Origin of the sequence: Ktedonobacter racemifer DSM 44963 (assembly GCF_000178855.1) — a bacterium.
GTDB lineage: Bacteria > Chloroflexota > Ktedonobacteria > Ktedonobacterales > Ktedonobacteraceae > Ktedonobacter > Ktedonobacter racemifer.
Window position 1 is genome coordinate 77455 of record NZ_ADVG01000004.1, and the last position, 23478, is coordinate 100932.

General features: G+C 54.9%; 32 protein-coding genes. 18 read left to right on the top strand and 14 right to left on the bottom strand.

Translation table 11 applies throughout. The features are described 5' to 3' along the window. Positions 1-31 precede the first annotated feature (31 nt). The 3 genes from KRAC_RS41765 to KRAC_RS41775 all read left to right on the top strand — a co-directional run bounded on the left by KRAC_RS41765 (position 32) and on the right by KRAC_RS41775 (position 1303). Positions 32-451, top strand: a complete 420-nt coding sequence (locus KRAC_RS41765) for an ArsR/SmtB family transcription factor (RefSeq protein ID WP_007917827.1) — start codon at positions 32-34, stop codon at positions 449-451. A gap of 62 nt (positions 452-513) precedes the next feature. Next, positions 514-783, top strand: a complete 270-nt coding sequence (locus KRAC_RS41770; RefSeq protein WP_007917828.1) for a hypothetical protein — start codon at positions 514-516, stop codon at positions 781-783. A gap of 253 nt (positions 784-1036) precedes the next feature. Beyond that, positions 1037-1303: a metal-sensitive transcriptional regulator gene (locus KRAC_RS41775; protein WP_007917829.1), complete on the top strand. Its 267-nt coding sequence runs from the start codon at positions 1037-1039 to the stop codon at positions 1301-1303. A 216-nt stretch (positions 1304-1519) separates the two neighbouring features. Here KRAC_RS41775 and KRAC_RS41780 read toward each other — a convergent pair whose 3' ends face one another. Next, positions 1520-1837 carry a hypothetical protein gene (locus KRAC_RS41780; protein ID WP_007917830.1) on the bottom strand — a complete coding sequence of 106 codons (318 nt, stop codon included), beginning with the start codon at positions 1835-1837 and terminating at the stop codon, positions 1520-1522. Between the two features lie 176 nt (positions 1838-2013). Here KRAC_RS41780 and KRAC_RS41785 point away from each other — a divergent pair, with 176 nt between their 5' ends. Continuing rightward, positions 2014-2535 carry a Fur family transcriptional regulator gene (locus tag KRAC_RS41785; protein ID WP_007917831.1) on the top strand — a complete coding sequence of 174 codons (522 nt, stop codon included), beginning with the start codon at positions 2014-2016 and terminating at the stop codon, positions 2533-2535. After that, the gene (locus KRAC_RS41790) at positions 2532-2993 is read left to right on the top strand and encodes a nuclear transport factor 2 family protein (RefSeq protein WP_007917832.1); all 462 of its coding nucleotides are present in this window, start codon (positions 2532-2534) and stop codon (positions 2991-2993) included. The genes KRAC_RS41785 and KRAC_RS41790 overlap by 4 nt, the downstream gene beginning before the upstream one ends. A 6-nt stretch (positions 2994-2999) precedes the next feature. Here the strand turns inward: KRAC_RS41790 and KRAC_RS41795 are convergent, their stop codons facing one another. The 6 genes from KRAC_RS41795 to KRAC_RS67475 all read right to left on the bottom strand — a co-directional run bounded on the left by KRAC_RS41795 (position 3000) and on the right by KRAC_RS67475 (position 7959). Then, a complete protein-coding gene (locus tag KRAC_RS41795; RefSeq protein ID WP_157507793.1) occupies positions 3000-3440 on the bottom strand; it encodes a (2Fe-2S) ferredoxin domain-containing protein in 441 nt (146 codons plus the stop codon). An 88-nt stretch (positions 3441-3528) separates the two neighbouring features. Beyond that, positions 3529-4578: a CobW family GTP-binding protein gene (locus tag KRAC_RS41800; RefSeq protein ID WP_007917834.1), complete on the bottom strand. Its 1050-nt coding sequence runs from the start codon at positions 4576-4578 to the stop codon at positions 3529-3531. A 15-nt stretch (positions 4579-4593) separates the two neighbouring features. Continuing rightward, positions 4594-5649 carry a WD40 repeat domain-containing protein gene (locus tag KRAC_RS41805; protein ID WP_007917836.1) on the bottom strand — a complete coding sequence of 352 codons (1056 nt, stop codon included), beginning with the start codon at positions 5647-5649 and terminating at the stop codon, positions 4594-4596. Continuing rightward, positions 5637-6980, bottom strand: a complete 1344-nt coding sequence (locus KRAC_RS41810; RefSeq protein WP_007917842.1) for a CobW family GTP-binding protein — start codon at positions 6978-6980, stop codon at positions 5637-5639. The genes KRAC_RS41805 and KRAC_RS41810 overlap by 13 nt, the downstream gene beginning before the upstream one ends. A gap of 19 nt (positions 6981-6999) precedes the next feature. Next, a complete protein-coding gene (locus KRAC_RS63585; protein ID WP_007917845.1) occupies positions 7000-7656 on the bottom strand; it encodes a GNAT family N-acetyltransferase in 657 nt (218 codons plus the stop codon). A gap of 42 nt (positions 7657-7698) precedes the next feature. Next, positions 7699-7959 (bottom strand): FmdB family zinc ribbon protein, encoded by a 261-nt coding sequence (locus KRAC_RS67475; RefSeq protein ID WP_007917848.1) that lies wholly within the window; start codon positions 7957-7959, stop codon positions 7699-7701. Between the two features lie 358 nt (positions 7960-8317). On the opposite strand from KRAC_RS67475, the gene KRAC_RS63590 reads away from it, so the two are divergent. The 3 genes from KRAC_RS63590 to KRAC_RS41830 all read left to right on the top strand — a co-directional run bounded on the left by KRAC_RS63590 (position 8318) and on the right by KRAC_RS41830 (position 9495). Continuing rightward, positions 8318-8677: an ATP-binding protein gene (locus KRAC_RS63590; RefSeq protein WP_157507795.1), complete on the top strand. Its 360-nt coding sequence runs from the start codon at positions 8318-8320 to the stop codon at positions 8675-8677. 3 nt (positions 8678-8680) lie between these two features. Then, the gene (locus KRAC_RS63595) at positions 8681-9040 is read left to right on the top strand and encodes a hypothetical protein (RefSeq protein ID WP_052569097.1); all 360 of its coding nucleotides are present in this window, start codon (positions 8681-8683) and stop codon (positions 9038-9040) included. A 62-nt stretch (positions 9041-9102) separates the two neighbouring features. Continuing rightward, entirely contained in the window at positions 9103-9495 is a 393-nt protein-coding gene (locus KRAC_RS41830; RefSeq protein WP_007917849.1) for an SCO5389 family protein, read from the top strand. 887 nt (positions 9496-10382) lie between these two features. Here the strand turns inward: KRAC_RS41830 and KRAC_RS41840 are convergent. Together KRAC_RS41840 and KRAC_RS41845 are read right to left on the bottom strand one after the other, a co-directional pair. Further along, on the bottom strand, positions 10383-10826 hold the full coding sequence (locus tag KRAC_RS41840; RefSeq protein WP_007917853.1) for a hypothetical protein: 444 nt from the start codon (positions 10824-10826) through the stop codon (positions 10383-10385). A 3-nt stretch (positions 10827-10829) separates the two neighbouring features. Beyond that, a complete protein-coding gene (locus KRAC_RS41845) occupies positions 10830-11363 on the bottom strand; it encodes a hypothetical protein (protein ID WP_007917854.1) in 534 nt (177 codons plus the stop codon). Between the two features lie 470 nt (positions 11364-11833). Between KRAC_RS41845 and KRAC_RS41850 the strand changes: the two genes are divergently transcribed. The 9 genes from KRAC_RS41850 to KRAC_RS41885 all read left to right on the top strand — a co-directional run bounded on the left by KRAC_RS41850 (position 11834) and on the right by KRAC_RS41885 (position 18616). Then, a complete protein-coding gene (locus KRAC_RS41850; RefSeq protein WP_007917856.1) occupies positions 11834-12148 on the top strand; it encodes an RNA recognition motif domain-containing protein in 315 nt (104 codons plus the stop codon). 541 nt (positions 12149-12689) lie between these two features. Beyond that, complete coding sequence (locus tag KRAC_RS78710) at positions 12690-12821, top strand: hypothetical protein (RefSeq protein WP_274532178.1); 132 nt, start codon at positions 12690-12692, stop codon at positions 12819-12821. A gap of 15 nt (positions 12822-12836) precedes the next feature. Further along, positions 12837-13253: an RNA polymerase sigma factor gene (locus KRAC_RS41860; RefSeq protein ID WP_274532207.1), complete on the top strand. Its 417-nt coding sequence runs from the start codon at positions 12837-12839 to the stop codon at positions 13251-13253. 12 nt (positions 13254-13265) lie between these two features. After that, positions 13266-14099: a hypothetical protein gene (locus tag KRAC_RS41865; protein WP_007917860.1), complete on the top strand. Its 834-nt coding sequence runs from the start codon at positions 13266-13268 to the stop codon at positions 14097-14099. Between the two features lie 89 nt (positions 14100-14188). Then, positions 14189-15151: an ABC transporter permease gene (locus KRAC_RS41870; RefSeq protein WP_007917861.1), complete on the top strand. Its 963-nt coding sequence runs from the start codon at positions 14189-14191 to the stop codon at positions 15149-15151. 42 nt (positions 15152-15193) lie between these two features. Then, a complete protein-coding gene (locus tag KRAC_RS41875; RefSeq protein ID WP_007917862.1) occupies positions 15194-16069 on the top strand; it encodes an ABC transporter ATP-binding protein in 876 nt (291 codons plus the stop codon). A 164-nt stretch (positions 16070-16233) separates the two neighbouring features. Further along, positions 16234-17043: a DUF1349 domain-containing protein gene (locus KRAC_RS41880; protein ID WP_157507797.1), complete on the top strand. Its 810-nt coding sequence runs from the start codon at positions 16234-16236 to the stop codon at positions 17041-17043. A 172-nt stretch (positions 17044-17215) separates the two neighbouring features. Next, positions 17216-17347 carry a hypothetical protein gene (locus KRAC_RS78715; protein ID WP_274532179.1) on the top strand — a complete coding sequence of 44 codons (132 nt, stop codon included), beginning with the start codon at positions 17216-17218 and terminating at the stop codon, positions 17345-17347. Positions 17348-17377: 30 nt separating this feature from the next. Next, positions 17378-18616 carry an IS701 family transposase gene (locus tag KRAC_RS41885; protein ID WP_075164527.1) on the top strand — a complete coding sequence of 413 codons (1239 nt, stop codon included), beginning with the start codon at positions 17378-17380 and terminating at the stop codon, positions 18614-18616. Between the two features lie 515 nt (positions 18617-19131). Here the strand turns inward: KRAC_RS41885 and KRAC_RS41890 are convergent. From KRAC_RS41890 to KRAC_RS67480, 4 genes are all read right to left on the bottom strand, one after another. Further along, positions 19132-19749: a VIT1/CCC1 transporter family protein gene (locus KRAC_RS41890; RefSeq protein WP_007917865.1), complete on the bottom strand. Its 618-nt coding sequence runs from the start codon at positions 19747-19749 to the stop codon at positions 19132-19134. Positions 19750-19780: 31 nt separating this feature from the next. Then, positions 19781-20197 carry a Fur family transcriptional regulator gene (locus KRAC_RS41895; protein WP_007917867.1) on the bottom strand — a complete coding sequence of 139 codons (417 nt, stop codon included), beginning with the start codon at positions 20195-20197 and terminating at the stop codon, positions 19781-19783. Between the two features lie 374 nt (positions 20198-20571). Then, positions 20572-21528 carry a ferrochelatase gene (gene hemH / locus KRAC_RS41900; protein ID WP_007917869.1) on the bottom strand — a complete coding sequence of 319 codons (957 nt, stop codon included), beginning with the start codon at positions 21526-21528 and terminating at the stop codon, positions 20572-20574. A gap of 544 nt (positions 21529-22072) precedes the next feature. Continuing rightward, positions 22073-22222 (bottom strand): aquaporin, encoded by a 150-nt coding sequence (locus KRAC_RS67480; protein WP_274532180.1) that lies wholly within the window; start codon positions 22220-22222, stop codon positions 22073-22075. A gap of 37 nt (positions 22223-22259) precedes the next feature. Here KRAC_RS67480 and KRAC_RS41910 point away from each other — a divergent pair, with 37 nt between their 5' ends. Continuing rightward, positions 22260-22976 (top strand): IS6 family transposase, encoded by a 717-nt coding sequence (locus tag KRAC_RS41910; protein ID WP_007917873.1) that lies wholly within the window; start codon positions 22260-22262, stop codon positions 22974-22976. A 48-nt stretch (positions 22977-23024) separates the two neighbouring features. Here KRAC_RS41910 and KRAC_RS41915 read toward each other — a convergent pair whose 3' ends face one another. After that, positions 23025-23276, bottom strand: coding sequence for a response regulator transcription factor (locus tag KRAC_RS41915; RefSeq protein ID WP_007917876.1), 252 nt, complete (start codon positions 23274-23276; stop codon positions 23025-23027). Between the last annotated feature and the right edge of the window lie 202 nt (positions 23277-23478).

Below are 23478 nucleotides of genomic sequence, written 5' to 3' on the forward strand. Positions count from 1 at the left end.
AATCACTAAAGATACAATGTATCATTAGATTATGACAGAACCGAGGAACCCCATACCACAACCGAGCCGTGCCACGCCTACTGTCTTGACACCGATTGACCCGGAGACCCTGGAGGGTGCGCGTTCTTCTGCTCCATCAGAAGAGCTACTTTCCCTGGTGGTCACGATGTTTCAGGCCCTGGGCGACTCCACCCGGCTTCAAATACTGTACGCGCTCATGCATCATACGCTCTGTGTGCGCGACTTAGCGATTCTGGTTGGTGTGTCGGAGTCGGCGGTCTCCCATCAGCTGCGGCTGCTACGTGATCGACGGCTCGTCCGGCAACGCCGTTCGGGCAACATTATCTACTATTCGCTCGACGATGAGCATCTCGCGGTCCTTTTTCGCGAGGCTGAGTATCACGCCGATCACGTCTACCAGAATCTTCCCCCTCATCCCTACACAGGATGAAGCGAACCATTATGCCCTGACAGAATACAACGGCGACACGTCGCCAGGAGAAGAGAGAGACCATGCTGAACAACTTTTTTGAACCCAGGCACCAAAGCGATCCTCGCCTCGTCGAACAGGTGAAAAGCTGGGTTCACCAGGCACTTCATCCAGATGAAGATACCTCTATCATGGTGACAGAGCTACGCTGTTCCGAACCTGGATGCCCTCCCATTGAGACGGTCATTGCTCTGTTGAAAACAGCTCATCCAACCAGCCAGTACAAGATCCATAAGACCATAGCTGAAATCACGCAAGAGGATATTGCGACTCTTACACAGCCGACAGATTAAGCCCACTTTGAGGCTTCCACGAATGTGAAGATGTTCATTCCTTATGAGCAAAGAGAGGCCATATGCTGGGGTCCCTCAGGTATAGCAATAGAATGTTCTCCCAGTAGACAAAACAGGCGTCCTTTGGATATATTAGGTATTACAAATGCAGTATACGCATGAGATTCAGAATCATTTTTCATGGATGTAAGTGCACAAAATAACATTATTGCAGACCCTCACGTTGCGGAGAGCACGAGACAGGAGAACAGGAATGCAAGCCGAAGAGCACGATATCCTCAAAAGGCTCAACTATATAGAAGGGCATATCGCAGGTATTCGAAAAATGGTGAAGGAAGACAAATACTGTGTTGATATACTGCGCCAGACATATGCCGTGCGTAAGGCCATCGAGAAGCTTGAGATAGCGATCCTCAGCGAGCATCTGCAATTGTGTGTTGTTGAAGGCATCAAAGAGGGCCGGGAAGAGGCTGTGATCAATGAATTACTTCAGCTCTACAACATCGCAGGCAATAAATAAGTGCCTATTGCTCTCTACAATGAGCTGTCTATAACTCGCTGCCCTTCCACGCTATACTTTTTACCACCTGTCTCGTCATTAGAGCAGAGTGTAAAACCTGAAACCAATGACAAACTTCATAGGCACAAGGTCTCATCCCCTTTAATGGAGAGAAGAGCAGGCAGCGAATAGGTATTCTCCCTTCCGCCCGCCCTCCCTTTTCTTCATACTTGCCTATTATCCCTTTTCAGTCTGAGTAATGTGGATGTCCAGAAACGTATCCCTCTTCGGCTCAATAAATACGAGTGCTGCCACATCCTCGCACGTGATGTCCATGAGGGTCTTATGGATTTTGTATCGATAGACAGGGCGGCCCTCACTCATGAGATAGATCATCGTCCGGAAAGGAGGGCAGTCAGGCGTGGTACAACGCATCTGCTTGATCAGGAGAGACGTATCCTCCTCAAGAGCAAGCAGATCAGTAACCCAGCGTGTCACTTGCTCCAGAAGCTGAGCCTCCCTATCGTTTGTCTCAATCAATGTGTCTCGCTGCATGTTGATTTCTCTCCACGAATGCATTCTTTATCATACAAGTACCCAGGCGCTCTGCTTGACAGAATTAATGATACATTATATCATTAATTCAGAGGAAGAACAAGGAAGACATGGCAGGCATGACAGCGAGGATGCGTCTGCACATGGCAACCAGTCAGGATTGAGAGAGTAAGACCATGCTTGCGAAGAATATTCAGACCGCCTTTGACCGGGCCGGACAACGCATAACGCGCCCACGCCGCTTGATTGCGGATCGCCTGGCGGAGCTGGCTGCCAGCGGCACAGATTTCTCGATTGACAATCTATGGCAGGATCTGCGTCAACAAGATCCTCATTTTGGACGTGCGACACTCTATCGCTCGATTGAAGTCCTGGTCAACCAGGGATTGCTGGATCGAATTGCGTATGCCGATGGGACACATCGTTATCATGTCTGTCACGATAACACCCATTATCACCTGACGTGTGTTCAGTGTCGGCGCTTTGTTGAGGTCGATCTGGATGTCTCCGTTGAGCAGTTCGTCTCCGCATGTCACCAGACCGACTTCTCGCTCGAAGGGCTGACCTTGACACTCTTCGGACGCTGTGCGCAATGCCGAAGCCAAGCCTATCCTTCGTCACAGTTAGAGGCCTGTTCTCCAGGCGAACCTCCAGAAGAGATGAGAGAAGATGCTCCACGGAGAAAGGACCGCTCATGAACAGCAGAGAGAGCAATACTGATATCGTCCTCAACGTCATGAATGCGCTTGAGGTCAATGATCAAGAGGTTGTCGAGAGCTACCTGGCAGAAGCCTTCACCTTCTCCGGCTGGACGCCTCAACCACTTGGAAAGCCAGGCTTTCTCAGCCTGATCACGCACCTGAAAGAGGGGATACCAGGACTCATATTCAACCTGCATAATATTCTGGAGGAGGACGAGACGATGCTTACGGGGACATTACGGATCTCCGGTTATCAAAGCCAGAGCTTTTCCCTGCAAGACATCGGACTCCCAGATGTTGCGCTCCAGGGACGCAGTATCGCATTGCCCTCCGAAGACGTCACCTATCGCTTTGAGCAGGATCAACTGGTAGCGTTCGCCATTGAGCCTGTACCAGGAAGCGGTCTCGCAGGGCTTCTGCATCAATTAGGGGTCGATCTTCCTGTCATCCAGTAGTGCAGGTCACTCGACCGGGAGAAGAGAAGACCTGTCTCCCTCGACGGGCGCAAATCCGTCGAAGATACACTCTTGTAAGTCTTTGGGGAGAGGAACATCACCAAGCAGACGCGCCTCAATATATTCGTAGAGCGCGAGAATCTGCTCATGTGTGTTGAGCGAGTGGAACCAGGTGGAGGTGCCGTCGAAGATGAGCAAGGCCACATTGGCCAGTGAACATGGTCCCAGGCACGCTGAAAAGGTCAGATGGACCTTGTTCCGCAGTTTGCGTCGCTCCCACTCCTGGTGATAGAGGTCCTCGGGGACGGGAGCGAAACCGCGCTCGGTCTTTCCACAACAACACCCATGTGCACAGATAAAGAGCTGTCCTCGTTTCTGCACTACTTTGATTAATTTTCCATCTTCTCGCACAACTGGCGTGCTTGTTACGCGCATTGAACGTTCCATCTGTTACCTTTCTGGACATACGAAAGAGAAAAACTCGTCGCGTGCCAAGGGAGGTCAACGGCACACGACGAGTCACGAAGAGCAAGAACTAGTTGGAGGGTATCTTTGTCTGCTCAGGAGTAGCTGGCTGCGTGCAGGTTTGGAGCTGTTCCGCAAGCCCGGCTTTCTCAAGATTTTGCCCGATGAAGACAGCACGCAACAAATCGCGCCGCTGCAACTTGAAGGGGCGAATACGCAAAAAGCCAGGGGTGAACTGGAAGACATGAATGGCCTGTGGATCATCCACAAAGGTCACGAAGCCCTTGGCACGATAGATCTCCTCAGGCAACTCACGCAGGAAATGCTCAAACCTGGCGCGCTCTACCGGCTGATCAAGGGGCAAGCCCACGGTATGAAGAGATTCATGAGCGTGTCCATGCTCATGATGATGCTCGTGTGCATCATGTGTGCGCTCGTGCTCCTCCTGACGCTGAGGAGCGGGAATATGCTCCAAACGCTTCTCTCCCAGATGCAGCGCGTGCAGAAGCAAGGCCTCGACGCCCTCTTCGGGCAATCCCTCGACGGCGGGAAAGACGCGTGCTTTGGGAGCATAACGTGGTACCCACTCCAGCAGGGCTTGGCGCCACTCCGGGTCGATTAAGTCACATTTGTTCATAACCAGGACATCAGCAAACTCAATCTGCTTACGCGCCAACTCCAGATTGCCTGCCAGTTCAATGATGCGCTTGCTATCCATCACCGAAATGATGCCGCCAACAACCACCTTTTGCCAGAGGAAGGGGTCCGTCAATTCGTCAAGTATATCTGCCGGGTCAGCCATGCCTGTTGCCTCCAAGAAGACCAGGTCAACATCCGGGCGGCGTGCCATCTCCAGAATCGCAGGGACCAGTTCCTCGCCCGCCGTACAGCACACGCAGCCATCGGTCAGCTCGGTCATCGCGAGTCCTTCCTTGCGCAGCGCCTCGCCATCAATGGAGACATCGCCGAACTCATTGATAATGAGGCCTGGCTTGAGGCCCTGCTCGACGCACCAGCCAAGCATCTCGCCGAGCACGGTGGTCTTGCCACTGCCCAAAAAACCGACGAGCACATACACTGGAACGCGCTGATCCGCGCGCCTCTGTGCGAGCATACTCATATGCGGCCTCTCTTTCTACTTGCCTCGTGGAGGCGTACACACAGTGACCAGCCCGCCCTCAGTGCCAATCGCGACATACTGATCATCAGGCGACCAGGAGAGTTGGCTGATACCTGAACCAAAATCGGCCTGGACCAGCGGACGGCGTGGACGCTCAACATTCCAGAAGATCGCTTTCCCCTCGTTGCTGGCGGTGGCAATGAGTGAGCCTTTATGCTGAAAGGCGAGCGCCGTAATCAGGTTGGCATGCCCCTCAAGCTCAATAGGCTTACTTCCGGCTGGCCCCTTGCCCGAGCAGTCCCAGACGGTCGCCGTCTGACTGCCACCCGTTGCCAGGTAGCGCCCGGTACTGTTCCAGGACAACTCGCGTACCTTGGTTGGATAGCCCCACATTTGCAGGTCCTCGCCGCTCTGGAAGATCCAGAAATGCACGGTCGCATCCTGGTCGCCGGTCGCGATATGCTTGCCATCGGGAGCCCAGGCCATCGTCAGGATCGAGCCTTTCCACTCGAAGCGCTCCAATGGCTCATCTTTGTCGATGCTCCAGAACGTGAGGCTCCCATAGGCCGCCGAGGTCAGCACATTGCTGGCAGGCTTCCAGCCAATGTCGGCGATGGTACTGCGGTGGTCGGGATACTCACGCACTAGTTTCCCCTCTACCGCGTCCCAAAGACGGAGCTTGCGCCCGGCCGCCGTGGCAAGCAGGTTCCCCTGGGGATTCCAGGCCAGGTGCTCCACCCAGGAGCCACCACCAGGCAGCGAGCAGCGTTCCTCGCCTGTCTGTGGGTTCCAGAGCTTGACCTTGCCATCCTGTCCCACGCTGGCAAGGCGGCTACCATCAGCGTTCCAACCCAGCTCGCAGGTTCCAAAGCCATGACCTGTTAAGGTATGCGCGACCTGCCCGGTGGTACCAGAGAAGATCGTAATAGGACCACTGACCGAAGCTGCCGCTAGCCAGCACCCATCGGGTGACCAGGCCAGGGAATTGACATGGTCATCCAGGTGCGCCACCCACCGCTGGCTCGAGGTCGGATCCAGTAATCGCTTGGAATGAGGTTTTATGCCAGGCATGCCTTGAATCCTTTGTTCAACTGTTCGCGATTGAGGTTGCGCCCAATAAAGATCAGTGAGTTGCGACGGGGCGTGCTCCCCCAGGCTCGGTCAGGACGGCCATCGAAGAGCATGTGAACGCCCTGGAAGACATAGCGCTCCTCAGCCCCTTGGATACTGAGCACTCCCTTCATACGGAAGATATCGGGACCCTGAGTACGCAGGAGTTCGCCCAACCACTCATTGAGCTTGCGAGGATCGAGGTCACCCGGAACATCAATGCCCACGGAGGAAACTTCGTCGTCGTGTTCGTGCTTTGGCTTGTAGTCGTGTGCCACCACAGCCATCAGAGGACCACGCTCAGCGCGCAGTTCGAGCTCAAATTCTGTGGGATGGTGCTGGGTGTAGAGGGCATAGAAACCAGGCTGCGCAATTGAGAGCGTATAGTTGAGTTCCTGGCCCTCCAGTGCCAATTGATAGAGGATATCTGTTCGCTCAAGCACTTCACCGGGGCGGCGCACCTGCTCATCATTGGAGAAGAGCAGCACTGCATCCATCGTGCGCTCAGCCAGGGTTGCGGTCGTTGCCTCCTGAGCCGAAAAAAGCGCAACATTGATCTCGGGGTCGGGTCCGGGCTGAAGCGCGAGCTGATACGTTCCCGCCTCAAGCGCGTAGATCCCACCCCACTCGAAGGGATACTCTGGCTCCATGAACTGGGGATCAACCTCCATGGCCCGATCCAGGTTGAAGCCACCCACATGGAGGATCTTCTCAACATCAATCTCCGCGTTGTGCGTGCGGTAGATCTTCGCGGCGGCATTCATGCTCTTGATGCGTGCCTCAAGCCGGTCCACATCCTCGGGGGCAACCAGGTCGATCTTATTGAGCAAGATCACATCGGCGAAGGCGATCTGCTCCTTGACCTCACTGCTGTCATCAATGTGCTCCCAGACGTGTTTGGCGTCCACCAGTGTCACAATGCCATCGAGACGCATCTTGCTCTGCATCTCGTCATCAACGAAGAAGGTCTGAGCCACAGGGCCGGGATCAGCCATGCCTGTCGTCTCAATGAGGATGTAGTCAAAGCGATCTTTGCGCTTGAGCAGGTTGCCCAGAATGCGGATGAGATCTCCGCGGACGGTGCAACAGATGCAGCCATTATTCATCTCAAAGATCTCTTCCTCCGCCCCAATTACAAGATCCTGGTCGACGCCGACCTCACCAAACTCGTTTTCGATCACCGCAATGCGCTTGCCATGCTCGACGGTTAAAATAGAGTTGAGGAGGGTCGTCTTCCCGGAACCCAGGAAACCTGTCAGAACGGTCACCGGGACCTGCGTTTGTGTCGTCATACGTATCTATCCTTTCTGTTCATCGTGCTTCCTGCTCAAGAGTGTAGATATTGCTCCGAGCCTGATCTTCTTGTGTATGTGTTTTGAGTGCCAGGTGATGGTGCCCGTTGTTGAGCAGTTCCCCATCACACGAGGGGTCAACCAGCAAGGATGGCGAGTTTGGCTCTGCCGAAAGGGCCAGGCTCCAGATCTCCTGGATGGGCTGCCAGCCACAATGGCGATAGAAGGCCTTTGCCCGCGCGTTTTGCGCCGTCACATAGAGTTGCATATGCGAGGCTCCATGCTGTGCCGTCCAGTTCTTCGCCTCCTCCATCAAGCACTGCGCCAGTCCTGCGCCCTGCACGTCTGGATCGACATAGAGCGCGACCAGCTCCACCCAGGCGCGATGGCGAAAGAGGGGCGAGTCGAGGTGGTTCTCTAAAAGCAACAATCCCACAGGCCGCTGCCCCTTCCAGGCCAACAGCCAGAACGTGCCCTCGCTCTCATGCGTGCGCAGAAAATGCTCCCTCAATAAGGCTTGCCAGCCATCGGCCAGCGCAAACTGCGCATTGAGCGAGGCGTTATAGGCATGCAACGCGGCAAAGAGCGTCGCGACAGCCTCAAAGTCATCGCGCGTGGCCGGAGCAAGACGCAGACGTTCTTGTCCAATCTCCTGCAAACGTTGGTTCACAATCACATGTGGTCCTTTCCAGGGTCCAACGTATCTCTGTACAGTGACTCAGGCACGTTGTGTGCGAGGTGGCGATGGGAAGCAGCAGGCACACCCGCTAGGATGCGAAACGGGACCGGAACGTTGAAGCGTGCTCTCACGCTCCTGCGCCCTGGCTCTGGCAGCCTTCTTAAAGGCAAAGCGCGAAAGCTGACGTACCGCTACTGTTGCGCACGCGGGACACCACGCCGTATCATCGGCCTCACGCACCGGTCGTAACTCGTCAAAATGAGTTCGGCACGTGGGACACACAAACTCGTACATCGGCATAACACAACTTCCTCTTGGCCTGCTAATGATATAAAGTATCAATAGTGAGATCTTTAGCAAGTATACTGGATACGGTCACGTTCTGTCAATGATACGCGATATCATTAGCAATCTCTTGGTGAAAAATGAGTATCTGAAGAGAACACCATTCCTGATCTTCATAGCCTCTGCCAGGAACGCTCACAAGGCGGCTCGGCAAAAAGGAGTCTTACATAGCCGTCAAACAGTATATAGCAATTTCTTCGTAAATAAGACGTAATATCAATATTGGCACCAAAAACCCTTGCTTTTCCCTCATGCGTATGGCATACTCTAAGCAATAAATGAGACGAAATCTCATTTGTAAGAAGAGGTGGATGTGAGGCGGTATGAAAATTGCGCTGTTGTGGCTCCCGTCTCTGGCGCGTGCGCGAAGAAAATACCGTGCTGTCCTACTTTGGTCGCACTTTCCAACGGGGTCACGCTCCTGGTGACGGGGCCATTCCAGGAACAGGATCTGGGACTCAAATGCTATCACTCAAAAGTGGGTGCGGTAGAACTGCTCCTCAATCACTGTGTTGAGGGGTCAGATGAGTACGTCGTCGTGGTTATGACGGCTGGTGCGGATACCTTCACTTCTGGTTTGTTCACGCGCTTTGATCTGACGTTCCTGGTCGTTGAATCTACCAGGAATGCACTTGGTGTCTATCGCCAGCACGCTGAATATGCGTGCGGCTAGGACGTGAAATTGCAGGTTATCGCGAACAAGGTTGAGACTGAGGAGGATCTGGCCTTTGTGCGTGAGCAGGTGAAGGATGGTCTCCTCACCTGGTTTGGGCGCTCAGACTATGTGCGAGCAATGGAGAAGGGAGATGTTCTCCCGTTCACCTCCCTGGAAGCAGGCGCCCATTCCGCGCTTACAGCCATGAAACGGGCTGTGGATAACTGTCAACAGGACTGGGACAAATTCTACCACCAGGCCGTCGAGTTTCACCGTCGAAACGCTCTTGCCTGGATGAATACATACCTTGGGGAAGATGTCACCACGCAGATTGACCCTGACTTTTCCTTGAGCACATTGCTCACCTCTCTCTCGTTGTAAGTAGAACGGCTGTTCTCCCCTCGCTTGAGCAGAGAACGTCAGCAGCAAAAAGGAGTTTCACAATGTCTCTCACGGTTTCCCCAACATTATTGGAGCAAGCCCAACAGGGTACTGTCTCGCAGAACGATTTTCTGGCCTGTATCAAGGACTCACTTCCCTATGCCTGGAATCTCATCGAAGGACTTGCGGGCAAGCTTCATCAGAGTGAGGCCAGCTTTGTTGACAATCAGACCCCACCTCCCAGCGAGCAGGCACGCGGTCAACTACTGCGCGTCCTCGCCAGTGACTCCATGCGCACCGCTTTAGAGAGCCATTTTGGCGTCAAACTGGCGTTCCAGAACTGCCATCGGGTTGCGCTCTTTCAGAAGGACCAGCTTGACCAGGAGAGCTACCAAGAGTTCGTTTCGCCTAGAAGTCAACTGCTCAACCAGAGTCCTGAACTCGTTGATTGCTAACGAATCAAAAGGGAACACCTCAATGCCGAGGTGTTCCCTCCTCGCCTGTTTCTTCAACTGATGAAATTCTCCCCACCTATCTATAGGTTAATTTGACTCGCGCATGAAAACGTAGGTGAAGGAACGTGATGCACAATGATAGAAGACACGAAACGCCCTGATTCTCGCAACTATCTCTACTCATCCCCTACAACCAACAACAACATTGGCCTTACATGAGCCTCCAGAGCAAACTGATAAAACAATAAGTAGGGACGGGTAACCATGTTTCGTGCTTCATTGATGGTGAGATCCATCCCCAATTGTTGGGCGGGCATGGCTGCATGAGAACGACTTCTGGCTTCTAGCAATGCGATAACATCTGGCTGTTGCTTCTTGATGACACTAAGAAGAAGTGGAAGGCGACCTTCGCCACCAGCCAAAATATTGTAGCTGAGGATTCGTAGTTCATGAATACCTCCTTTTCTCTAGTGTATCACCTGCATCACGTACTCTGCTCTCACTTCTTCCATCCTGCTGAATGGGCAATGTCACACGTTTTATAGATTTGTGTGCCAAATCAAGCAGATGTTTCTTTACACAAAACTCGGAATGGCGTCATGTAAATATTGACGAAATTCCTCCTGTTCTGGCAGGGCAGGCGATGATGACTCCTGAGTTGAAACCTCAGAAGCTGGTGTGGTAGGCTTTTTCTTGGATGCAGGCATAGTCTTCTCCTTTTGAGAAAATGAGTGATTTGTTCTAAAAGAACATCCTATGCCTGTAGTATCACCTCCACTACCCTTCTTTGAAAAGGCTTGCCCTTACACACAACTCGGCATGGCCTCCGTCTCTTTGAAAGAGACGCTCCTCCAGTTGGAGAGGCGCTCTGGTCGAGGTGGCAGGTGTTAAGGAGTGGAGATGGTAACCTTTTTCAGCTTGGCGATTGACAAATCAAGCTCTTTTGGCTTTGCTTCATCTGCGAATTGAACTGTGATGTATCCAGGGTGTGATGCCGATGGTAGCACAATGCCATTCCCCAAAAGAGGATGATTCACGATATCCCCAGGCAAGAACTCGCCTATCAGAGAGAGAATTGCCACCTTTAACCCATCGGTAGGCTCTTGAATACCATGCAGAGCCTGTCTTACATCTGTGCAATACGAAGAGGCTTGCGTGCGCAGGTCGGATGAGAGTGCCTCATCATGCTGTAACTTCTCTAGCCAAGTGCTTACACGCATGAGAACTTGCTCGGCATAGCTGAGGTCGCCCATCATTCTTTTGCGTTTATCCACGCCCTTCTTCCTCGCCGTCGTATGCAGGCTTGCCACATGCGGTACACGTTTTGGCATGCTCTATTTCTCCTCTCTTTGTTGACCGCCTTCTAAAAGTTGAAGAAGCTTCCTCGCCTGCATATCTGCCTTCCTCGCCATCTCAGACAGGCAATTGTAGGTCTCCAGGTCGGCGATTCGACCAGCTGAGTACTCACGCTGAATTTTTTGGCACACCTGACCTGTGAGGAGCGTCAAGAATAGGCCCTCATCAGAGGGTGAGGGGGTATATGGCTCCGCTTCGTTCTTCACCTGCTCTAGCACTGCAAGCAACTGCTCTCGTGTGACGTGACCGCCCTTGTTGCCGGTGGCCTCGTCAGTTCGATCAATCATCATCTGTACCCACTTTGGCTTGTTCAAGCGATCTTGTACCGTACCGTCTACTGGCCGGATACTTGGGCCTACACTCCAATGGATGCCGGTCTGATCTCGTAGATAGTTGGCGAGTGGGCAAGTGCTGTTGGTGCAGCTCTCGCCGACGATCGCGCCGGGTTCCTGTTGTTCTGCCCACTCATGGACACGCGGCCAGGTCAATAACTGCTGTGTGTTAAATGTCATTCTTCCATCCTCATCTGGTATCATGAAAGCAAGAGCCTTGCTCTTATCCGATCACACCAGGGTGAGCCGATTTGACGAGAGACGCTCGCCCTGGTGCTTCTTACTTTAGTGCTTCAAGTATACTCTATTTCTGTCCTATGCGCTTTTTCATCTCTCTCCAAGCTCCAACGATGATACCGGTTCTCTCTCCGCTCTCCTGGATGACAAAAAGCTCGCGGTCCTTGACTTCATAGACACCAACGCGCCATGCACGACGAGAGAACAGGCCAGGTCAAGGCCTTGATCACACGAGTTGGGAAAGCTGGCAGCACCGCACTACTCCTGGCTGTCCCAGGTGGGGAAACAGTAACCCCTGTCACGACATATGGTACAATTGCCGTATGGCATTAGAAGGAATTGGATCGCTCCTGTGAGAGTTGGTTTCACGAGCATCAATTGTCGAGAGATGTCAGCACAGGAGCAGAATTAAGATGAGAATTTACGTTGGGGGCCTCCCCTATCAGTCAACCGAGCAAGATCTGATCCAGCTTTTTGAGCAGATCGGCCAGGTTACCTCCGCCACAGTCATCACCGATCGTGAGACCGGGCGCAGCAAAGGCTTTGGCTTTGTTGAGATGAGCAGCGATGACGAGACCCGCGCGGCTATTGAGCAGCTGAACGGCTCAACCCTGGGCGACCGCACTATTACGGTCAACGAGGCGCGCGAGCGTCGCGCTCCCGGTGGTGGTGGCTACCAGAGCCGCGGTCGCAGCTCAAATGGTGGTGGTTATCGCGACCGCTACTAGTCTCTTCTAGCGAGAAAAGAAGCGAAGAGCATCCTCCCCCGTCGGGGGGAAGATGCTCTTCGCTTCTTTTTGGCGGAAAGGGATTCTTCACAAGAAGCTTGCTCCTAGCTATTGGTGAACAGACCACTAATGCCTGAAAGGCCTGTCGAGACGTCGATAAAAGGAGCACAGTGCCCGGCATTGGACAGACCCAGCGCCAGGCTCGATCATCTTCCGCGCCTGCATCTCCTAAAATAAGCAAATCCAATTCCTTGTCCGGCCCAATCACACTCGCCCAGCCTAGTCCTACAGTTGTAGATGACTCCGTCTCTTTCGCCCCCTTCCGAGAGGATGATCTGGCTTTTGCCTATCTCCTCTGCTTGTGTCTTGCCAGGTGCCCAGTGATCTGCTTGCAATAGCCCAGGCCGCGGAAATGCGAGCCACTGTGGATGAACTTCCATCACGTGAAATTTGTCTGGCATCCGCCAACCTTTTGCCCTGTTCGCTCGTTTAAGGGACGAACACAAACACACCAGAGAGGCGCCAGAAAGAAAGGATAGGTATGCAGAGGTTGAGCGATGAGCAACTCCTTGATGAGGTGATAGCAGGAGAAATGGCTGCCCTGGCTACCCTTGTCGAGCGCTATCAACACGTGCTCACCGGTTACCTCGATCGGCTGATGGGGGCTGATTGAGCGCTTGCTCAAGATCTGGCCCAGGAAACCTTCTTGCGCGTGCTTCGCCAACATGCGACGCGTGGCAATCGCCCGTTCAAATCCTGGCTGTATGCCATCGCGACCAATCTGGCCCGCGATCATTTCAAATCGAGCGCGACACGCCTTTCAACGCCGTTAGCGTCTGAGCATGAGGTCTGGATACTCGATGAGGTTCCTGGGCCAGAGGAATATGCCTTGCGCGGGGAGCAGCGATCCGCTCTTGTCGATGCCTTAAACCTGCTGGGTATGGAATACCGGACGACGCTCTGGTTGCGTTTTTACTGCGATTTGAGTCTGCAAGGGATCGCTGACACGCTCGGTATTCCCCTGGGAACGGTCAAATGGCGACTCTCTACGGGTTTGCGGCGCTTACGGAGTCTTCTCGCATCGTCAGCGGATACCTATTGCTAAAGGAGGAGATCTGTGGAGACAAACGATCGTGATGATCTGAGGGAAGCGCTGCGGGAACTGGATGCGACTCCGGCTGAAATCGCTGCCTGGACACCCCTTGTGCGACGGCTGGCAGAGTGGCCTGAGGGGCACATCACTCCTGCTGACCAGGGGGACCTGTTGTCCGTCCTCGAACAGGCGATACCGCTGCATTCAGCCGTGCGCCAGGCGCTTCGTGAGCAAAAGCCTCGTCGCGTCACCGGGTTGCTGGCAACAGCCCGCGCGCAGGTGAGCCTCTTTGGCCTGGGCTTCTGGCTAGTGAGCGCGCTTGTCACCCTGTTGGGCGCGGCGGTGGTGTTGGGCAGGGTGCTTCCTGATCAAGAACTGGTGCTGCGTGTCAGTGGGCCGTGCCTTTCCTACCTGGGAACCCTCGTCGCCTTTCGTGGGAGAGGAACGCGGGTGTTGGAACTGGAACTGGTCTGCTTGCCCTCTCCACTGCAACTGGCCATAGCCCGGCTGGTGATTGTGCTGGGCTATGATGTGGGCCTGGGCCTTGCGCTGAGTCTGGCGCTTTGGGCCGGCGGCGCCGGGCAGGTGCTGACGCTGACGCTCACCTTTCTCATACCCCTGCTCCTGGTCGCGGGACTGACCCTGCTGCTTTCGCTCCGCCTCTCGGTCCAGGCCGCAGCCTCCCTGGCCTATGGAAGCTGGCTCGCCTTTCTGGCCATCAGCACTCTCTCCAACCTCCAGGCGCATCTGCTCTCACTTTCGCTTGTGATGCTGCCGGGCTGCATCGGCTTGGCACTGCTCGTTATTGCGCTTCTACGCATCCACGCCAGCATGCACCGCCTGCTCCCGCATCTCTAAGGGTTGCGAACCTTTTTAGGGGCTGACTCGTAAGAGGGCATGTGCAACACATCGCACCTGTAAACTCTCACATACAAAAGGAGATTACCATGAGTATTACTGCGCTGACCGGTACTGGCCAGCAAACCCGATCTCTCAACAAGAACCCTCGCCTGTTTCTGAACGTGATGATCTGGGAGTTTCGCCGCTTCTGCGCCAACCAGCTCTTCTGGTTTCAGGCCCTCGGCCTCATCGGCTTCTTGCTCCTCATCACGTGGGCACTGCACGCACCAGAGCATTTTAGTACAGGCGTAATTCACGGGGGGAGTAGCGAATCGCTCAGCGGCTTCGTTGCCGGAACCAGCGCGGGAGGGCTTCTTCGTACCCTGCCGACCGTTCTGATCGTGCTGGTTCTCCTTCTGCCCTTTGTCACAGCTGATGGCGTAACACGAGATCTGCAACGGCGCACCCACGAACTGCTGATGACGACCGCGCTGCCGACCTGGGCCTATGTCTGGGGACGCTACCTGGCGGGCCTGGTGATGAGCCTGGGACTGGCGCTGCTCTTGCTGGCCTCCATTCTTGGGATGGGGGGGCTTTTGCATCTGACCGTCGCCGATTACCCATTGCCCCAGATCGGCACCGTGCTGCTCCTCTGGGTTGGCATGGTCTTACCGGCGACGATCCTAGTCAGCAGCTTCGGCTTCGCCTTGAGCACGTTGTTCCCGCGTCTCTCCACACTGGTCAAGGTTGTGATCCTGGTGGCGTGGATCGTGGGGGCGCTGGTGATCCCCCTCGGGCTAGGCGACAATACCACTCCTCCTGCCTGGTACGTCAATTGGGACCCGACGAGCGGGATAACTGCGCATGGGCTCCTTCCTTCGTACTTCATTAACCTTGACCCTACGATCACGAGCGAGGCACAGCTTCAGCAGTTTCTTCTCTCCATTGAGAACAAAATGCCCGATCTCGCGGGCTGGTTCGTGCCACACCTGTTGCTGGCCGGGTTCAGCCTGGTGCTGGTGCTGGTTGTGGCCCTCGCCTTCAAGCGGTTCCGCGATGTGCTCAGCTAAGGGCTTCGAGCGCGAGGGCGCAAAAAGAAAGAGGGAACAAAGATGGAATTGACGATTGACCACCTGAGCAAGCGCTATGGGCAGAACTGGGTTCTACGTGACCTGTCGCTGCGAGGTGCCCCGGGCATGCTGGGGCTGGTTGGACCCAACGGTGCTGGCAAGACGAGCTTGATGCGCATGATCGCGACCCTGCTGGAGCCGACCGAGGGGACCATCCGCTGGAACGGACAGGACATCCGCACCCATGGCCAGGCGCTCCGGCAGGTGTTGGGCTATCTGCCCCAGGAGTTTGGCGTCTATCCAGAGTTCACGGGACGCCAGTTCCTGCGCTATCTGGCTGCGATGAAAGGGCTGCCTAGATCCATTGCCAATAAGCGCGTTGATGAAGTGATCGAGGTCGTCAATCTGGAGCAGATGGCTGACCGCAAGCTGCCCACTTATTCCGGCGGCATGAAGCAGCGCATCGGCATCGCGCAGGCCCTGCTCAACGATCCCGAACTCTTGATTGTCGATGAGCCGACCGCAGGACTCGATCCCGCCGAGCGCGTGCGGTTTCGCACGCTGCTCGCCAGCCTGACCCGCAACCGCATCATTCTGCTGAGTACGCATATCATCAGCGATGTGGAGGCCGTGGCCAACCGCTTGATGATTTTGCAGGAGGGGCGCGTGCTTGTTGATACGACGCCGGAGGCGCTGCTGGTACGCACCGCAGGTTCGGTCTGGAGTGTGACCACCGATCAGGCTACCGCCTTGCAGTTGCAGGCGACCTATCAAGTCAGTACGATGGTCAACCAGATGAACGGCATCACGTTGCGCATCGTCAGCGCAACGCGCCCGCACGAGTCCGCCGTCGCCAGTGACCCCAGCCTGGAAGAAGGCTATCTGCTTGCTGTGGGCAGGCAAGAAGCTCGTCTCTAACAGGAGCCACACTGGGAGGAACCATGATGGAACCAAAGAGAACCGAGCGCGAAGCTGTCGCGCACGTGCTGCGCGCGCAGTGGGCCATCTTCCGTAAAAAACGCGGCATGGTGGTCGGCGTGGTGGTCGCGGCACTGCTCATCGGGCTGATCGGGCTGCCCTACGTGGTAGCCGGCAACACCCCTGTGTCCGTGGATTGCGGTGGTAACACGGTCTGCTCCTCTCCCACTGTTCCCTCCGAGGGAGCGGTGGGGCCAGATGGCGAAGCAGTGGAGGACAAGTTCTTCTTTGTCTACCAACCGCTGGTCGGCAACGGCAGCATCACCGCCCGTCTAACCTCCATGACCGGAGAATTCGCCTACCTTCCGCCAAACGCCACCCCCAATGCCTCTGCCTCTAGCATCGTTCTGGTCCCCGGTGTCCAGCCATGGGCGAAGGCCGGGGTCATCATCAAGGAGAGCACCACACAGGGATCACCCTACGCGGCGATGATGCTCACTGGCAGCCACGGGGTGCGGATGCAGGACAACTTCACCCAGGACATTGCTGGCATCCCGGGCCTCGTCTCCGCGACATCCCCGCGCTGGCTGCGGCTGACGCGCTTGGGTGACACGCTCACCGGCGACGAGTCGACCGATGGCACGCGGTGGACCAGGGTCGGCACGGCTCACTTGGCCGGGCTGTTGGTCACAGTGCAAATCGGACTCTTCGTCACCTCCCCGTGCGTCCTGACGGGAGAGAAGAATGGAGGTAGCTGTCGCTTCGCCCAGGCCACCGCCGTCTTCGACCACGTCAGTCTGCAAGGCGGAGTGCCCCGAGGCGCGTGGAGCCGCGACGATGTCGGAGTCACCATCGATCCCAATGGGAAGCCCCACCACCCAGGCTCGCTCGTCGAGTTCGCTGGCACGTTTACCGTGACTGGCAACGGCGACATTACGTCACTTGGAACCACTGGCGCAGCCGAAGATGGCTGACCCGTCGAGCGCACCTTGATCGGCCCAGTCACCAGGCCGATCAAGGTAATCATTGTGGCGGTGCTATTTATCACTGTTGAAGACCCGGCTAGTCGCATCCGCATCCCCCAGCCTGGGAGATACCTCTCTGCGGGTTCCGGGCAGGCCGGATGTTCGGGTCTGGCAGAAAGGGATGCCCATCGCCATTCAGCTCGGCGGCCTGATCAGCCGAACTCCGCCGGGGGTGCATTGCGTCCTCCCGGAGACGGATGATCTCTTGCCCCTCTTCACTTCTCAGGCAATCTGCAAGCATTTTTTTCGCTAAAAAGGCACAAGAACAACAAAGGAGGCTGCTATGAATTTCCCCCCCAAAGCTCGCCCCTCTTCTCTCCTTGAAGAGATATGGACGACGGCGTTCAACCACTTGAGCCAACAGATCAGGCAATATTTCGTCCGACCAGAAGCTCATCAGCGAGCGCTGGCCTACCTCCAGGGATTGATGGGTGATGCCTCGCGAAAAAACACATGGCAAGTAGCGGAAGAGATGGGAGAGGCCGCGCCGTATGCGATCCAACACGTGTTGGATCGGGCGAAGTGGGATTGCGACGGGGTAAGAGATGAATTGCATGCCTATGTTCGGGAAGCGCTCTCCTCTCCAGGTGCTGTCTTGGTAATTGATGAGACGGGCTTTCTCAAAAAAGGATGGAAATCGGTGGGAGTCCAACGACAGTACAGTGGTACGGCTGGTCGGATTGAAAATTGTCAGATCGGCGTGTTTCTTTCTTACGCTAGTTCGCGTGGGCACACCTTGGTGGATCGCGAATTGTATCTGCCGAAAAGCTGGACAGACAACCGGGAGCGCCGCCGCGAAGCTCATGTGCCAGAAGAGGTAACCTTTGCGACGAAACCGGAATTGGCAGCGCAAATGCTCTGGCGCACTTTGGATGCTGGTCTCCCTGCCGCCTGGGTAACTGGTGATACCGTGTACGGAAGCTCACAGTCGCTGCGGGCTGGTCTGGAGACCCGCAAGCAGGCGTATGCGTTGGCTGTGGCCTGCAAAGAGCGCGTGGAGGTGCAAGGAACTCGCAGGCGAGTGGATCAGGTAGCACGTGGTCTGGCGAGGGAGGACTGGCGAGAGCTGAGTGCAGGCACGGGGAGCAAAGGACCACGCCTCTTCGCATGGGCGCGCATCGAACTCGTGGCACCAACTATCAGTGGATGGCAACGTTGGCTGTTGGTGCGGCGAAGCCTGGACGAGGGAACCAAACCGGCAGAGATGGCCTACGTGCTGGTCTTTGCCCCCACTGGCACCTCTTTGGAGGAGATGGTGGAGGCTTTCGGCGCGCGCTGGACGGTGGAGCAGTGTTTTGAGGAAGGGAAAGGAGAAGTGGGCTTGGATGAGTATGAAGTCCGTTCCTGGCACGGTTGGTACCGGCACGTCACGCTTTCAATGCTTGCTCTGGCCTTTTTAACGGTCTTGCAAGCCCATGATGAAGAAGACGCACTCAAAAAAAGTCTGAACAGACGCCTCAGACGCCAGAGCCAGAAGCAAACGACTCTGTTCAAGCCTATGTGTCTTCTGATCTTCCAGTAATGGTTTCCCTCAGTGTTGCCGAAATCCGGCGGCTTTTCTTTCGTCTTGTAGGCACACAGTCTTTCCCTTTTGCCTACCACCTGGCCTGGTCATTTTGGCGACGTGCCCATCAGGCCCTCGCTCGGCTCTGTCACTACAAGCGCCGAAGTGCCATCTCCAGTCATCTACAACTGTAGGACTAGAATCTCGCAGAGCTGACTCCCCTCTTCAATTACTACATGCCCTTGCACATACAGATAACAGTGCGGTACATGAAATTGCCGCTTGAAAGCCTCAACGGCGACCACAATCACGCCGGCAGCAAGGGGCACGCACTTGCTCGTTTCTTCTCACCACCATAGCCATATCACGCGCAAATATTCCTCTACACGTGAAAGCATTCACCCCGCTCCTCATCTACTTTCACCGCTCTATTCTCTCCCTCTCGCATTTTCATCCACACGAAAATACCAAGCTCCAAGAGGACGCGTTAGCTCTCGTCCTCTTGGAACTCGGAAAGCCGAAGCGTTGATGGCTTACGCATTGCCAAAGAGCAGCGCTGCCACAAAGACTAATGCGCCTCCGCCAACCACCTGGAGGAACGAGAGCCACCAACTGGTATTGAAGTAGCGATGACGAATAGCCGCAATGCAGATCAACTCAAACGCCACCACCACGTACGCCACAATCAGCGCCAGGTGGAGGTCAGCAATCAGAAAGGGGATGGTGTGTAGCGCTCCCCCGAAGAAGGTCATCAGTCCCGTAATAGCCCCCCGGATCACCGGACTTCCCCGACCCGTGATCTTTCCATCGTCAGAGAGAGCTTCCGATAAGGCCATACTAATCCCTGCACCCGTGGCAGTCGCCAGACCAACGAGAAAGGCTGCGAACGGTTTGTGAGTAAGAAACGCCGTCGCGAAAATAGGAGCCAGCGTTGAGACGGAGCCATCCATCAAACCCGCCAATCCTGGCTGGACCACGCGCAATAAGAACGTGCGCGATTGGTCATCGTCGGATGTGGCCGCATGGAACAGTTCGGCAATCTGACCCTGGACGGTCCTGGGCGTTTCTTCTCCTCCCCCTCGCTCATCGGCTGTCGCAGGATGCTCGACAGTGCCTGGCTGCCCCACGTTGACTTCTTGTTCTAATGACATGAGCTAATTTCCTCCTCTCAACTGGTCATCGTTAGTCTTTGGTGGTCTTTTTGTCTTCTTGAGCGGCCTGGCACGACAAGCAACATCCATATAAACGAACCTCGTGCGTCTCTAAGACCATGCCTACCGTGAACGCCGCCTCTTGCAATGCCTGTGACGAGAAAGCAACGTCAACAGGTATATCCACGAGCTTGCCACACACGCGACAGATCGCATGGTCATGACGCGCAATATGCCCATCATATTGGCTGCTCTCGTCCCCCTGGTGCAACTCTCGGATGTATCCCTGCTCAACGAGAGAACGAAGAATACGATAGATACTCGCTAACCCGATATGAGGCTGCTCTTGCCTGACGATCTCATACACCTCTAAGGCAGTTGGGTGGTACGGTGCGTTCCGCACCGCTTCTAAGACTGCCTGTGCATTCACGGTCAGTGTTTTCTTCATAGTTCACGACGTTTTCCTCCCAGCTGTTTATGATCCTCAGAGATCACAAGCATGATCCTCATCAAAGCTTTTGTCAGCTCCGCAGTGCGCAGCAGTTAATCGTGAAAAACGCGCATTTTTTGCGTATCCTGTGTGTAAATCCCAACATTAAGCTGGTGGGGGGAGTACAATTATTCTGGTGGCTTCTAGCTTGCTCTGCCTTCTTTGTTTTTGCCCCATTGCTCTTGAGAGGCTCAACAAGTTCTCTTCCCTCCTCAAACAACATCTCCGCCTTGACCAGGATAATTATACCGCTCCCACCAGTTTAATGTTGGGATTTACAGGCGGCGATGAAGCCGGTAATCCCGCCGCCTATAATGACAATCCTCGGCATCTCAGGCATGGGCCATATCCTGCGCTGCTACATGATCCTGAATGAGGTCCGCTAACGTCGCAAAGACACGGGCATCATTATTCGGTAATGCAGTCCGCGCAAATGCCAACTGCAACGACTGCGCCAGTTGGATCGTCTCGATATCCAGGTCGTAGAGCACCTCCAGATGGTCGGAGACAAAGCCAGCGGGACAGACCAGCACGCCCTGTACGCCCTGCGCAGCCAGTTCCGGTAAGACATCTAAGATGCTGGGACCAATCCAGGGATCGGCTGTCCGCCCTGCACTTTGCCAGGCAATCGACCAGTGTTGGAGTTGTGCCGCCGTGGCTACCGCCTGTGCGGTCTCTTGTAGCTGCGTAGGATAGGGATCCCCTTGCGCGAGGATACGCATGGGCAAGCTATGGGCGGTAAACAAGACTTCTAGCCGCTCCTCAGCGATCCCACTCTCACGTAACTGATGCTCTTTCGCCTGCTTCACCTGTTCGGTGAGATACTCCAAGTAGCCGGGCGCGCGATGCCAGGACTCGACGGCTGTGAAGGGGATCTCCGCCGGGATAGCGGTCCGGGCACGCTGCATATACTCGCCCACACTCATGCTGGAATAATGCGGAGCCAACACCAAGCCGATGATCTGCTTCACACCGCTCTGTGCCAGCGCCAGTGCGCTCTCTTCGAGAAAAGGCGCAGCATGTTTCATTCCCAAGGATGTGCGATAGCGGCCCGGTGCCAATGTATCCAGTGCGGCCTGGATGCCACGAACCTGCGTATGCGTATGGTGCATCAAAGGCGAGATGCCGCCGATTGCCTGGTAGCGACCCTGTAGTTCGGCCAGCAGTTCGGGCGTCGGCTTACGCCCATGTCGAATATGCGTATAATAACGCTCGATCTGCTCAGGACTAGCAGGCGTACCATAAGCCATCACGAGCACACCAATAGAAGGTTGTGGTACCGTTGACATATATCATTCCTCATATTTATAGTCATGAACAAGACAGACGAGGGAATCACATCTCCGCCTCATCCCCACCTCGCCTGCAAAAGATTACAATTGAGCACGATACTTGTATCGTATAGCTACCGTCAAGGAACAGCCACTGTTCTCTGATGCGATGATCATCAAGTCCGCGTTGGCCCCCCCCCAGCATTCACAGCGTCTTTTTCCTCTCATTTATCATCATGCTCATAGGGTTGGCACTTGTCTGCCTCTTCGAGTGCTTCTCCAGCTGATACTCTATCAAGTACAGCCAAGAGGTCCATTTCCGTATATTGGGAAAGGGCCGATAGAGCAGGGCCAGCAATGGTACCTCACCATCAGCCTACTTCATTAACGATGTACAACGAGAGGGTGCTAAACTCAGTCCAGACCTGACTTCCGGGCTTTTCTGCTATGTAGCATGGTATCTGAGAAAGAGGCGCAGCCTTTTTCTAGCCACAGGAGTGGTGTTTCTGAATGCGTAAAGTATGATTATTCCGCCGCGAATGTTGTATTCCCCAACCCTTGATTACTGATTCTTGCGGGGCAAGATCACATATTGGTAGAGCAGGGCCGCGATGATTGCACCAACGATTGGGCCAATCCAGTAGACAAGATCATTGGTCCAGAAACCACCGGCGAGCGCAGGCCCGAAGGTGCGCGCGGGAGATATTGTCAACTTGGAACGTAGCTGAACAATGTGCTAACATGGCTTCATGAAAACAACCACCACTGCCCCCGATTACAGAGGCTACCGCTTTCCGTCTGAAATCATCAGCCATGCTGTCTGGCTCTATTTTCGTTTTTCCTTGAGTTTTCGCGACGTTGAAGAGCTTCTGGCACAGCGCGGCATCGTCGTCACCTACGAAACCGTGCGCCAGTGGTGCTTGAAGTTTGGGCAGACGTACGCGAACGAACTCCGCCGCCGTCGCCCTCGGTGTGGGGACAAGTGGCACCTGGATGAGGTCTTTCTCACCATCAATGGGAAAAGGTCGTATCTGTGGCGAGCCGTCGATCAGGACGGCAACGTGCTGGATATCCTGGTGCAGAGCCGGCGGAACACACACGCGGCGAAACGCTTTTTCCGCAAACTGCTCAAAGGGTTGCAATACGTTCCTCGTGTAATCATTACCGATAAGCTGAGGAGCTATGGCGTGGCCAAACGCGAGATCCTGCCTGGCGTAGAGCACCGGCAGCACAAAGGGCTCAACAACCGGGCGGAAAATTCTCACCAACCGACGCGCCTGCGTGAAAAGAAGATGCGGCGGTTCAAATCAACGAAACAGGCTCAACGCTTCCTCTCTGCCTTTGGCCCCATCGCTGGACATTTTCAACCGCGACGACACCGTCTGAGGGCCGGAAAATACCGCGCTCTTTTACAGGACCGATTTCAGACTTGGAATGAACTGACTGGAGCAAAGCGAGTCGCATAACCATAGGTATCCCCCACATCTTCCATGACCCATCAGCATCCTTCTTCGCTATAACTCAGCAATATTCTTCATTTTTCTGGTTAAGTTGACAATACCGAGAAGAATGACATCGGGAACAAGGGTGCGCGTGATTTTGAGAGCGGCAAATCCATCACCAACAAGGATCACCTGACAGGGGAACTCGTCTTTGAAGAACTGCACGAGAATCTCGCCAATATCAGGATCGTCCTCGATGATGAGGATGGTCTTGATAGGTGGAGGGTCCTCCTCCTGGGAGGAGGGAGCATCAGGTGCTTGCATTGTGCGTCGTGGTCCTTTCCATTGTGGTCGCTAAAGGCGTGCTTCTTTCACGAATGGAACAGGTTTTTCGTTTCACATTCACACCTCTTTTCCCATCTCCACCATATTTCTGTTTATATATTCTCTCTTCAAGTTATTTACAACATTTTACGCCGAAACCTCAGATGAGGAGCCGTTTCTCCAGACCCAGGATAGCGAATTC